Origin of the sequence: Micromonospora humidisoli (genome assembly GCF_016900955.1) — a bacterium.
GTDB lineage: Bacteria > Actinomycetota > Actinomycetes > Mycobacteriales > Micromonosporaceae > Micromonospora > Micromonospora wenchangensis.
On the sequence record NZ_JAFEUO010000008.1, the window covers coordinates 242,199 to 253,893 of the forward strand.

The following is an 11,695-nucleotide window of genomic DNA, read 5'->3' on the forward strand; positions in this document are numbered from 1 at the left end:
GTGCCTGTTCCGCCTTGATCGACCTTTCCCGGGGGCTCACGTATGAGCGATTCGTTCGCGCATCTGCACGTGCACACCGAGTACTCGATGCTCGACGGGGCGGCCCGGTTGAAGGACCTCTTCGCCGAGGCCAACCGGCTGGGGATGCCGGCGGTGGCGATCACCGACCACGGCAACATGCACGGCGCGAACGACTTCTACAAGCAGGCCATGGCGGCCGGCGTCACCCCGATCCTCGGCGTCGAGGCGTACGTCGCGCCGGAGTCGCGCTACCACAAGGCCCGGGTCAAGTGGGGCCGGCCGGAGCAGAAGAGCGACGACATCTCCGGTAACGGCGCGATCACCCACAAGACCATGTGGGCGCGCAACGCGCAGGGCCTGAAGAACCTGTTCACCCTCAACTCCCGGGCGTCCATGGAGGGGCACTACGTCAAGTGGCCCCGGATGGACATGGAGCTGATCGCCGAGCACGCCGAGGGCATCATGGCCACCACCGGCTGCCCGTCCGGCGCGGTGCAGACCCGGCTGCGGCTCGGCCAGTTCGACGAGGCGCTCAAGGTCGCCGCCGCCTACCAGGACATCTTCGGCAAGGAGAACTACTTCCTGGAGATCATGGACCACGGGCTGTCGATCGAGCAGCGGGTCCGCGACGATCTGATCACCATCGCCCGCAAGCTGGACATCCCGCCGGTGGTCACCAACGACTCGCACTACACCCACGAGGCGCAGGCCGAGGCGCACGACGTGCTGCTCTGCGTACAGACCGGCAGCAACGTCGCGGACCCCAACCGGTTCCGGTTCGACGGCGGCGGCTACTTCGTCAAGTCCGCCGACCAGATGCGCGCGGTCGACTCCTCGGAGTTCTGGCAGCAGGGCTGCCGCAACACCCTGTTGGTGGCCGAGAAGGTCGACCCGAGCGGGATGTTCGAGTTCCACAACCTGATGCCGCGCTTCCCGGTGCCCGAGGGGGAGACCGAGGAGTCCTGGTTCCGCAAGGAGACCTTCAAGGGGCTGGCCCGCCGGTACCCGGGGGGGATCCCCGAGGGCCACGTGGTGCAGGCCGAGTACGAGCTGGGCGTGATCAACCAGATGGGTTTCCCGTCGTACTTCCTGGTGGTCGCCGACTTCATCCAGTGGGCCAAGAACCAGGGCATCGCGGTCGGCCCGGGGCGTGGCTCGGCGGCCGGTTCGCTGGTGGCGTACGCGCTGGGCATCACCGACCTGGACCCGATCCCGCACGGCCTGATCTTCGAACGGTTCCTCAACCCCGAGCGGGTCTCGATGCCGGACGTCGACATCGACTTCGACGAGCGTCGGCGCGGCGAGGTGATCAAGTACGTGACCGACAAGTGGGGCGAGGACAAGGTCGCGCAGATCGCCACCTTCGGCACGATCAAGGCGAAGGCCGCGATCAAGGACTCGGCCCGGGTCCTCGGCTTCCCGTACGCGGTCGGTGACCGGATCACCAAGGCGATGCCCCCGGCGGTGATGGGCAAGGACATCCCGCTCACCGGCATCTTCGACCCGAAGCACCCCCGGTACGCCGAGGCCGGCGAGATCCGGGGCCTCTACGAGACCGACCCGGACGTCCGCAAGGTGATCGACACCGCCAAGGGCATCGAGGGGCTGATCCGGCAGACCGGTGTGCACGCCGCCGGCGTGATCATGTCCGCCGAGCCGATCATCGACCACATCCCGCTGATGCGCCGGGACGCCGACGGGGTGATCATCACCCAGTTCGACTACCCGACCTGCGAGTCGCTCGGGCTGTTGAAGATGGACTTCCTCGGCCTGCGCAACCTGACGATCATCGACGACGCGGTCAAGAACATCCAGCTCAACCACGGTCGGGAACTCGACCTGCTGGGCCTGCCGCTGGACGACAAGCCCGCCTACGACCTGCTCGCCCGGGGCGACACCCTCGGGGTGTTCCAGCTCGACGGCGGGCCGATGCGCTCGCTGCTGCGGCTGATGAAGCCGGACAACTTCGAGGACATCTCGGCCGTGCTGGCGCTCTACCGGCCCGGCCCGATGGGCGTCGACTCGCACACCAACTACGCGCTGCGCAAGAACGGCCTCCAGGAGATCACCCCGATCCACCCGGAGCTGGAGGAGCCGCTGCGGGAGATCCTGGCGCCCACCCACGGCCTGATCGTCTACCAGGAGCAGGTGCAGCGCGCCGCGCAGATCCTCGCCGGCTACACCCTAGGCCAGGCCGACCTGCTGCGCCGGGCGATGGGCAAGAAGAAGAAGGAGATCCTCGACAAGGAGTTCATCCCGTTCCGGGACGGCTGCCGCGAGCGCGGCTACTCCGACGAGGCCATCCAGGCCGTGTGGGACGTCCTGGTCCCGTTCGCCGGGTACGCCTTCAACAAGGCGCACTCGGCGGCGTACGGCCTGGTGTCGTACTGGACGGCGTACCTCAAGGCGCACTACCCGGCCGAGTACATGGCGGCGCTGCTGACCTCCGTCGGTGACGACAAGGACAAGATGGCGCTCTACCTGTCGGAGTGCCGCCGGATGCGCATCCAGGTGCTGCCGCCGGACGTGAACACCTCCGCCGGCCCGTTCACCCCGGTCGGCAAGGACATCCGGTTCGGCCTGGCCGCGGTGCGCAACGTCGGGGCGAACGTGGTCGCGGCGATCATGCGGTGCCGCGACGAGAAGGGCGAGTACGCCGACTTCTACGACTTCCTGTCCAAGGTCGACGCGGTGGTCTGCAACAAGAAGACCATCGAATCCCTGATCAAGGCGGGTGCGTTCGACTCGCTGGGGCACACCCGCAAGGGCCTGCTCGCCGTGCACGCCGACGCCATCGACGCCTTCGCCGACGTCAAGCGCAAGGAGGCCGTCGGCCAGTACGACCTGTTCGGGGCCGGCTTCGGTGACGCCGACACCGGCAGCACCACCGTGATGCCGACCATCGGCGACGCGGAATGGGACAAGCGGGACAAGCTCGCCTTCGAACGCGAGATGCTCGGCCTCTACGTCTCCGACCACCCGCTGTTCGGCCTGGAACACGTCCTCGGCGCGGCGGCCGACACCACCATCGCCGCGCTGTCGGAGGAGGGCACCGTGCCCGACGGCGCGGTGGTCACCCTGGCCGGGATCCTCTCCGGCGTCCAGCGCCGGGTCACCAAGCAGGGCCGGGCCTGGGCGTCGGCGGCGCTGGAGGACCTGGCCGGCGGGGTGGAGACGCTGTTCTTCCCGAACACCTACGAGGTGATCGGCCAGTACATCGCCGAGGACGCGATCGTGGTGGTCAAGGGCCGGGTGGACCGGCGCGACGACACCCCCCGGATCATGGCGATGGACATGTCCATGCCGGACGTCAGCAGCACCCCCGGCAGCAAGCCGGTGACGCTGACCATCCCGGTGCACCGCTGCACCCCGCCGCTGGTGGAACGGCTCAAGGAGACCCTGGTGCTGCACCCGGGCGACACCGAGGTGCACGTCAAGCTGCTCAACGGCGGCAAGGTGACCACCCTGCGGCTCGGCCCGTTCCGGGTGGCCGCCACCACCGCGCTGATGGGTGACCTCAAGAGCGTCCTCGGCCCGGCCAACGTCAGCTGACCCGCCGGGCGGTGGTCACCACCGCCCGGCGCACCGGTCACTTGCCGCCGGTGACGATCCCCGGGTTGATGCACAGCCCGGGGGTGGAGCCGTTCTTCTCGGCGATCTCCAGGCAGCGGGACACCTTGTCGACTTTGGCGTTGGTCTCGGTGATCTGCTTCTGGATCTCGGCGTTCTTGCGGTCCTGTTCGAGGTTGCGGGTCTGGGCGAGCTTGTCCTGGAATGCCTTGATGTTGCCCTCGGTCTTGTCGTCGTGGTTGACCCGGGTGATGGTGACGGACAGGATGTCGACGTCGCCGGAGAGCCGGCCCTCGGCGTTGCCCCGAATGTTCTCGGCGAACGGCTTCAGGTCGACGTTCAGGTTCCCCGTCCGGGCGTCGATCTTCTCCAGCGGGTTGTACGTGGCGAAGGCGTCGTTGACCGCGCTGTCGAGCTGCACCCCCACCCGCTGGCCCCGGAAGCTCTCGAAGTCGCCCTTGTAGTCCATGAACTGCTTCGGCGCGTTCTCCGGCTTGACCTGCCACTCGACCAGCACCTCGACGCAGGCGTCGGCGAGGGTCCCGGTGCGGACCCGGACGCACTTGTCGCCGCCGATGTGGTCGTACTTCTGCCGGCCGGCGTCCCACTCGCCGACCTTCTGCCAGGGGGCGACCCACTTGAGCCCGGAGCCGGTGACCTCGCCGGTAGGCTTGTTGAAGCTGGTGACGATGCCGACCGAGCGGATCGGCACGGAGTGCGCGCTGGCGCCGATCCCGAACAGCAGCGCGCCGGCCAGGCAGCCGAACGCGACCAGCGTGCTGGTGCGCTTGACCGCCGGGTACCGGGCGAGGAGCCGGACCGCTCCGGCGACCAGCGCCCCGATGGCGAGGATGACGGCGAACGTGAAGCCGACGGGCACGGAGCATCACCCTTCCGAGGGAGCGTCGCTGTGTGGATCACCAACCTAGGCCAGCAGGTCAAACCGGGGCCGGTCGGGTGCGGGCCACCACCGGCGGATTGGTGCTGACCGGGCGCGCGGGGGTGTCACTAGCCTCGACGCATGGAGTTGGCGCAGGCACGCGAGCTGTGGCAGCCGGAACCCGGCTGGTTGAACACCGCCAGTTACGGGCTGCCGCCCGAGCCGGTCTGGACGGCGGTGCAGGAGGCGTTGGCCGACTGGCGGGTGGGGCGTACCTCCCATGAGGTGTGGGAGGAGGCGACCGGGCGGTCCCGGGCGGCGTTCGCCGGCCTGGTCGGGGTGCCGGTGACCGACGTCGCGGTCGGTGGCAGCGTGTCGCAGCTGCTCGGGCCGATCGCCGCCGCCCTGCCCGCCGGGGCCACCGTGGTCGTCCCCGAGGTCGAGTTCACCGCCAACCTCTTCCCCTGGCTGGTGCAGGAGGAACGCGGGGTGCAGGTGCGCACCGTGCCGCTGGCCGGCCTGTGCGACGCGATCGACGCCGACACCGACCTGGTCGCGTTCAGCCTGGTGCAGTCGGCCGACGGGGCCGTCGCCCCGTACGCCGGGATCGTGGCCGCGGCCCGCGCGCACGGCGCGCTGGTGGTGGTGGACGCCACCCAGGCGTGCGGGTGGCTGCCGTTCGACGCGGCGCTGGCCGACGCGGTCGCGGTCGGGACGTACAAGTGGCTGGTGTCGCCGCGCGGCTCGGCGCTGGCCTACCTGGCCCCGGAGCTGCGCGAGCGGATGCGTCCGGACGCGGCCGGCTGGTTCGCGGGCAAGGACCCGCTGTCCACCTACTACGGTCCGCCGCTGCGGCTGGCCGACGACGCCCGCCGGTTCGACAGCTCCCCGGCCTGGTTCAGCTGGGTGGGCACCGCCCCGGCGCTGGAACTGGTCGCGACGCTCGGCCCGGCGACGATCGGGGCGTACGACGTGGCCTTGGCCAACCGGTTCCGGGCCGGGCTGGGCCGGCCGCCGGGGCACAGCGCGATCGTCACCGTGGAGGTGCCCGACGCACGGCAGCGGCTGGCCCGTGCCGGGGTCCGGGCGGCGGTGCGCGCCGGGCGGGTCCGGGTCGCGTTCCACCTCTCCACCACCGAGGCGGACGTGGACCTGGCGCTGGAGGCGCTCACCGGCTGAGCCGTCACAGTTTTTCCCCCGGCGGCGCATCCGAACCGCCCCGTCCGGGCGAATCCCCTGGTAACGGTGTCCTACCCGGGGGGTGCGTCTAGTGTTGTCGGATCCGATGCCGGTCGAGGCCGTCGAGACGGCCCACAAGCGGTTCTCGGCCGCCGCCGAGGACCTCGACGCGAACCTGGTCGCCGCGCTGGTGCTGGAGTACGCCGCCGATGCCGGGGTGGCGGCGGTGTGGGAGGCGGTGTGCGTGCCGCTGCTGGCCGGGCTGCGCGGGCGCGACGCCGCCGGGATCGCCGTCGAGCACGCCCTGTCCGAGGGCATCCGGATCGGGTTGGACGTGCACCGACGGGTTCCCGGCCGGCGGTTGCGCACCGACGGGGTGCTGCTCGCCGGGGCCGAGAACGAGGCGCACTGCCTGGGCCTGCACGCGGTGGCCGCCGCGCTGCGCGAGCAGGGGCGGGGCTGCCTGCACCTGGGGCCGGCGCTGCCGTGGGTGGCGCTGGGCTCCGCCGTGCTGCGGGCCCGCCCGCGGGTCGTGGTGGTCTGGTCGCAGACCCCTGTCACCGGCCGCGCGTACCGCCTGGTCCGGTTCGGCCGTGACTTCCCGGGGGTACGGGTGTTCGCCGCCGGGCCGGGCTGGATCGAGCCCCTCGCGCCCCCGGCGACCCGGCTGACCAGCTTCGCCGCCGCCCTGGCCGCCTGCGCCCTCCCGGCCTGAGCGGGGTGACCCGTACCACAACCGATACGAACCGGTGTCGTATCGAAACATGCGGCTCGTAAGGTGAGTGTCGTTACGAGTCTGACCCGTTCCGTATCTGGGGGACGGGTGCAACCGGGGGGAGCACCGGAGCATATGCAACCGCACGAGAACACCGGACATCCGAGACGATGGGCGATCCTCGGCGTGCTGGTGGTCAGCCTGCTCGTCGTCGTCCTCGACAACACCATCCTCAACGTCGCCCTGCGCACCCTGGCCGACCCGGTGCACGGCCTCGGGGCCAGCCAGGGCGAGCTGGAATGGGCGATCAACTCCTACACCCTGGTCTTCGCCGGACTGCTGTTCACCTTCGGCGTCCTCGGCGACCGGGCCGGCCGACGCCGGTTCCTGCTCATCGGCCTGGTCCTGTTCGGCCTGTCGTCCCTGCTCTCGGCGTACGCGCAGAGCCCCGGCCAGCTCGTCGCGGCCCGCGCCGTGATGGGCATCGGCGGCGCGGCGATCATGCCGGTCACCCTGTCGATCATCTCCAACGTCTTCGACCCCCGGGAACGCGGCCGTGCCATCGGCGTCTGGGCCGGCGCGGTCGGCCTGGCGGTGGCGATCGGCCCGATCCTGGGCGGCGCGCTGCTGGAGCACTTCTGGTGGGGCTCGGTCTTCCTGATCAACGTGCCGGTGGTGGTGGTCGGCGTGCTGCTGGTCGCCCTGCTGGTGCCCGAGTCGCGGGACCCCAGGCCGGGCCGGGTCGACATCCTCGGCGTGCTGCTCTCGGTCGTCGGGCTGGTCGCGCTGACCTACGGCATCATCGACGGCGGCGAGCACGGCTTCGGCCGGCCCACCGTCTGGGCCGCGATCCTGGGCGGAGTGGCGGTGCTGGCCTGGTTCGTCGCGCACGAACGGCGCAGCGACCACCCCTCGCTGGACGTACGGCTGTTCCGGGTGCCCCGGTTCGCCGCCCCGGTGGCGATCGTCGGCCTGGTCTTCTTCGCCGCCATGGGCGTGATGTTCTTCAGCTCGTTCTACATGCAGCTCGTCCGGGGCTACAGCCCGCTGGAGACCGGCCTGCTCTTCCTGCCGTTCGCCGGGGCGCAGCTGGTCTTCGCGCCGCGCAGCGCCGCCATGGTGCGCCGGTACGGGGGCCGGGCGGTGGCCACGGTGGGACTCGTGCTGACCGCCGTGGCGCTTGCCGCGTTCGCCTTCATCGACGCCAGCACGCCGATCTGGGTGGTGCTGGTGGCCTTCTTCCTCCAGGGCGTCGGGATGGCGAACATCATGCCGCCGGCCACCGAGTCGATCATGTCGGCGCTGCCCCGGGAGAAGGCCGGCGTCGGCTCGGCGGTGAGCAACACCGTCCGCCAGGTCGCCGGTGCGTTGGGCGTCGCGGTGCTCGGCTCGGTGCTCTCCGCGGTCTACCGCCAGGACATCGCCACGGCCACCGACGCCCTGCCCGCGCCGGCCCGGGAGGCGGCCACCGAGTCGGTCTCCGGGGCGTACGCGGCGGCGGCCCAGCTCGGCCCGGCGGCCCCGAAGCTGATCGCGGCGGCCAACGACGCCTTCGTCTCGGCCATGCACTGGGCGGCGGCGATCTCCGCGGTGGTGGCGGCCCTCGGCATCATCATCGTGCTGCGCTGGATGCCGGGCCGCGCCGCCACGGCCGCCGACGCGACGCCGGTGGCGGAGCGGGAACTGGCCGCGACCACGTAGGTCCGGGAACAATGTCTGCCATGAACCCCACCGCCGATGCTCCGCGGTCGCCCGGGCGACCGCGGAGCATCCGCGCGGACGAGGCCATCATCGAGGCCACCCTGGACCTGCTCGCCGAGGGCAGCACCATCGAGACGCTGTCGATCGAGGCGATCGCCACCCGCGCCGGGGTGGGCAAGGCCACCATCTACCGCCGCTGGCCCGGCAAGGACGCCCTGCTGCTGGACGCGCTGCGCCGGCTCAAGGGGGTGGTCGCCCAGCCGGCCGGGCACTCCGTCCGCGACGACCTGGTGCTGCTGGTCGGGGCCGTCGGGCACAACATCGACCCCCGGGCCGAGCGGATCATGCCGTGCCTGGTGCCCGAGGTGAACCGTAGCCCGGACCACTTCCAGCTCTACCAGAACATCATCGAGCCGCGGCGGAAGATCATGCGGGAGGTGCTCCGCCGGGGCGTGGCCGCAGGCGAGCTGCGCGCCGATCTCGACATCGAGGTGGCGATGGCGCTGCTCACCGGCCCGATGCTGGTCCAGCGGCTGATGCGCTGGCACCCGGAGCTGGACGACCGGCTGCTCCCCGAGAAGGTCGTCGACGGCGTGCTCGACGGGCTGCGGGCCCGCTGAGCCCCACCGCCGGGCGGCGTGTCCGCCCACCGGCGTGTCGGGGCGGACCAGTAGGGTGTCGAACACCCGTACTGTCGAGGGGCCTGGAGGAGACGGCGTGCGTGTGCTGGGCGTCGACCCGGGGCTGACCCGGTGCGGGGTCGGCGTGGTCGAGGGCGTGCCGGGCCGCCCCTGCACGCTGGTCGCCTACTACGTCGTCTACACCGACCCCGCCGACGACCTGTCGCTGCGCCTGCTGCACCTGGACCGGTCGCTGACCGACCTGGTGGCCGAGCACCGGCCCGACGCGGTCGCCGTGGAGCGGGTGTTCAGCCAGCACAACGTCCGCACCGTGATGGGCACCGCCCAGGCCAGCGGGATCGCCGTGCTGGCCGGGGCGCGGGCCGGGCTGCCGGTGCAGACCTACACGCCGAGCGAGGTCAAGGCGGCGGTGACCGGCTCCGGCCAGGCCGACAAGAAGCAGATGACCGCCATGGTCACCCGGCTGCTGCGGCTGGCCGAGCCGCCCAAGCCGGCCGACGCGGCCGACGCCCTGGCCCTGGCCATCTGCCACGTGTGGCGGGGCGGCACCCGGTCCAAGCTGGCCGAGGCCGCCGACCGGGCACGACGAGGAGGAGCGCGATGATCGCCAGCGTGCGCGGCACGGTGACCGCGACCGGTCCGGACCACGCGGTGGTGGAGGTCGGGGGGATCGGTCTGGCGGTGCAGTGCGCCCCGGGCACCCTGGCCGAGCTGCGGGTCGGCCAGCCGGCCCGGCTCGCCACCAGCCTGGTGGTCCGGGAGGACTCGCTCACCCTCTACGGCTTCGCCGACGACGACGCCAAGCAGCTGTTCGAGCTGCTCCAGACGGCCAGCGGGGTCGGCCCGCGGCTGGCCCAGGCGGTGCTGGCCGTGCACACCCCGGACGCGGTCCGCAAGGCCATCGCCAACGCCGACACCGCCGCCCTGACCCGGGTCCCGGGGATCGGCAAGAAGGGTGCCGAGCGGCTGGTCCTGGAGCTGCGCGACCGGATCGGCCCGGTGCCGGTCGGTGCCGACGGCGCGGCCGGGGTGACCGCCGGGGCGTGGCCGGACCAGGTCCGTCAGGCACTGGTCGGGCTGGGCTGGACGGCCGGGCAGGCCGATCAGGCGGTGGCCGCCGTGGCGGAGACCGTGGAGGGGCCCACCCCGCCGGTGCCGGTCCTGCTCAAGCAGGCCATCCGACTGCTCGGCCGGACCCGGTGACCGGCGTGGCACGGTCGCGGCCGGGGTGGTCGGCATGAGCGGTGACGGCCTGGTCTCGGCGTACGCGGACGACGCGGAGCGGGACGCCGAGGTCAGCGTCCGGCCGAAGCGGCTCGACGAGTTCATCGCCCAGCACCGGGTCCGCGACCAGCTCGACCTGCTGTTGCAGGGCGCGATGCGGCGCGGCGCCCCACCCGACCACATCCTTCTGTCGGGGCCTCCCGGTCTCGGTAAAACGACGTTGGCCAATATCGTGGCGGCCGAGCTGGGTTCCGGTATCCGGGTGACCAGCGGGCCGGTGATCGAGCGCTCCGGTGACCTGGCCGCCATCCTGACCAGCCTCGCCGAGGGCGACGTGCTGTTCATCGACGAGATCCACCGGATCGCCAAGCCGGCGGAGGAGCTGCTCTACAGCGCGATGGAGGACTTCCGGGTCGACGTGATCGTCGGCAAGGGGCCGGGGGCCACCGCGATCCCGCTCGACGTGGAGCCGTTCACCCTGGTCGGCGCGACCACCCGGTCCGGTCTGCTGACCGGCCCGATGCGGGACCGGTTCGGCTTCGTCGCGCACCTCGACTTCTACTCCCCGGCCGACCTCGAGGCGCTGCTGCACCGCTCGGCGCGGATCCTGGGCGTGCCGATCACCCCGGAGGGGGCGGTGGAGGTCGCCGGCCGGTCCCGGGGCACGCCCAGGATCGCCAACCGGCTGCTGCGCCGGGTGCGCGACTACGCCGAGGTCCGGGCCGACGGCGTGGTCACCCTGGAGACCGCCCGCGCCGCCCTGACCGTCTACGACGTGGACGCCCTCGGCCTGGACCGGCTGGACCGGGCGGTGCTGACCGCGCTGGTCGACTCGTTCCGGGGTGGCCCGGTGGGCCTGTCCACCCTGGCGGTGGCGGTGGGGGAGCAGCCGGACACGGTGGAGGAGGTCTGCGAGCCGTTCCTGGTCCGCGCCGGACTGCTGGCCCGGACCCCCCGGGGACGGGTGGCGACCGAGGCCGCCTGGCGACACCTCGGCCGCACCCCGCCAAATGGTACATTTGGCGTTGAAGCCCCCGCCGTGCCCGATCTCTTCTCGAACGCGCCCGATCCACCGTGATCTGAACGTGATCTGCGCCGCATTCGGCGTTCCCAGGTGCAGGGATTAGACTCGCCGCGGTCTGTACAGGATGTGAATATCCGCCTCCGCTCCGGCACGCACGTGCCGCGACGGGGGCCAATGGGAAGGTCGCACACCGTGCTTTACGCAGCACAGTCCGGCGGAGGCGCCGGCAGCCTGACGCCGATCCTCATGATCGCCCTGCTCTTCGGGGTCATGTACTTCATGATGATCCGGCCGCAGCAGAAGCGCCGCCGCGAGGCTGAGGCCATGCAGTCCGCGCTCGGCCCCGGTGACGAGGTCGTCACCATCGGCGGGCTCTACGGCACGGTCGTGGGTGTCGAGGACGACACCGTGCTGCTGGAGGTGGCCCCCGGTGTGCAGTCCCGCTACGCCCGTCCGGCCATCGCCCGGGTGGTCACCCGGGCCGAGCGTACCGAGGCTGACGAGCCGGTCACCGAGGACGCGGAAGTCGTCAAGGAGTGAAGCCGCCTCCCGCCCGGCACCACGGGCGGGTAGCGGCGGGACAACTGGATAGGTGGGCCGGTCCCCAGGGTCGGCACCCGCACCGTCCGCCCGACGCCACCACGTCGGCGGTGGTGCGCCGTGTCGTCGGTCGGGAGTGGCCCGCGCAGAGCACGTCGGGGCGGGAACCCCGCTCCGACCTCGTCGCCGCTGCGCCGGCG

General features: G+C 71.8%; 10 protein-coding genes. 9 read left to right on the forward strand and 1 reads right to left on the reverse strand.

Going from position 1 to position 11,695, the window contains the following annotated elements:
• The first annotated feature begins 42 nt into the window (after positions 1-42).
• Entirely contained in the window at positions 43-3,573 is a 3,531-nt protein-coding gene (gene dnaE, locus JQN84_RS26885) for a DNA polymerase III subunit alpha (protein WP_204961346.1), read from the forward strand.
• Positions 3,574-3,610: 37 nt separating this feature from the next.
• On the opposite strand, the gene JQN84_RS26890 is transcribed toward dnaE, so the two are convergent.
• Positions 3,611-4,471, reverse strand: a complete 861-nt coding sequence (locus tag JQN84_RS26890; protein ID WP_204961347.1) for an SPFH domain-containing protein — start codon at positions 4,469-4,471, stop codon at positions 3,611-3,613.
• 141 nt (positions 4,472-4,612) lie between these two features.
• Between JQN84_RS26890 and JQN84_RS26895 the strand changes: the two genes are divergently transcribed.
• The 8 genes from JQN84_RS26895 to yajC all read left to right on the forward strand — a co-directional run bounded on the left by JQN84_RS26895 (position 4,613) and on the right by yajC (position 11,495).
• On the forward strand, positions 4,613-5,650 hold the full coding sequence (locus JQN84_RS26895; RefSeq protein ID WP_204961348.1) for an aminotransferase class V-fold PLP-dependent enzyme: 1,038 nt from the start codon (positions 4,613-4,615) through the stop codon (positions 5,648-5,650).
• Between the two features lie 91 nt (positions 5,651-5,741).
• Positions 5,742-6,365 (forward strand): transcriptional regulator, encoded by a 624-nt coding sequence (locus JQN84_RS26900; protein ID WP_307821448.1) that lies wholly within the window; start codon positions 5,742-5,744, stop codon positions 6,363-6,365.
• Positions 6,366-6,500: 135 nt separating this feature from the next.
• Complete coding sequence (locus tag JQN84_RS26905) at positions 6,501-8,066, forward strand: MFS transporter (RefSeq protein ID WP_204961349.1); 1,566 nt, start codon at positions 6,501-6,503, stop codon at positions 8,064-8,066.
• 11 nt (positions 8,067-8,077) lie between these two features.
• Positions 8,078-8,686 (forward strand): TetR/AcrR family transcriptional regulator, encoded by a 609-nt coding sequence (locus JQN84_RS26910; protein WP_204961350.1) that lies wholly within the window; start codon positions 8,078-8,080, stop codon positions 8,684-8,686.
• Between the two features lie 97 nt (positions 8,687-8,783).
• A complete protein-coding gene (ruvC, locus tag JQN84_RS26915; RefSeq protein WP_204961351.1) occupies positions 8,784-9,311 on the forward strand; it encodes a crossover junction endodeoxyribonuclease RuvC in 528 nt (175 codons plus the stop codon).
• Entirely contained in the window at positions 9,308-9,910 is a 603-nt protein-coding gene (gene ruvA, locus JQN84_RS26920) for a Holliday junction branch migration protein RuvA (RefSeq protein WP_204961352.1), read from the forward strand. The genes ruvC and ruvA overlap by 4 nt, the downstream gene beginning before the upstream one ends.
• Positions 9,911-9,944: 34 nt before the next feature.
• The gene (ruvB, locus tag JQN84_RS26925; RefSeq protein WP_204961353.1) at positions 9,945-11,009 is read left to right on the forward strand and encodes a Holliday junction branch migration DNA helicase RuvB; all 1,065 of its coding nucleotides are present in this window, start codon (positions 9,945-9,947) and stop codon (positions 11,007-11,009) included.
• Between the two features lie 120 nt (positions 11,010-11,129).
• Positions 11,130-11,495 (forward strand): preprotein translocase subunit YajC, encoded by a 366-nt coding sequence (gene yajC, locus JQN84_RS26930; protein ID WP_239486215.1) that lies wholly within the window; start codon positions 11,130-11,132, stop codon positions 11,493-11,495.
• Positions 11,496-11,695: the final 200 nt, after the last annotated feature.

Coding starts and splice junctions, on each gene's coding strand:
- yajC (WP_239486215.1), top strand. CDS start 11,130: ATGGGAAGGTCGCACACCGTGCTTTACGCAGCACAGTCCGGCGGAGGC.
- dnaE (WP_204961346.1), top strand. CDS start 43: ATGAGCGATTCGTTCGCGCATCTGCACGTGCACACCGAGTACTCGATG.
- JQN84_RS26905 (WP_204961349.1), top strand. CDS start 6,501: ATGCAACCGCACGAGAACACCGGACATCCGAGACGATGGGCGATCCTC.
- ruvB (WP_204961353.1), top strand. CDS start 9,945: ATGAGCGGTGACGGCCTGGTCTCGGCGTACGCGGACGACGCGGAGCGG.
- JQN84_RS26895 (WP_204961348.1), top strand. CDS start 4,613: ATGGAGTTGGCGCAGGCACGCGAGCTGTGGCAGCCGGAACCCGGCTGG.
- JQN84_RS26910 (WP_204961350.1), top strand. CDS start 8,078: ATGTCTGCCATGAACCCCACCGCCGATGCTCCGCGGTCGCCCGGGCGA.
- ruvA (WP_204961352.1), top strand. CDS start 9,308: ATGATCGCCAGCGTGCGCGGCACGGTGACCGCGACCGGTCCGGACCAC.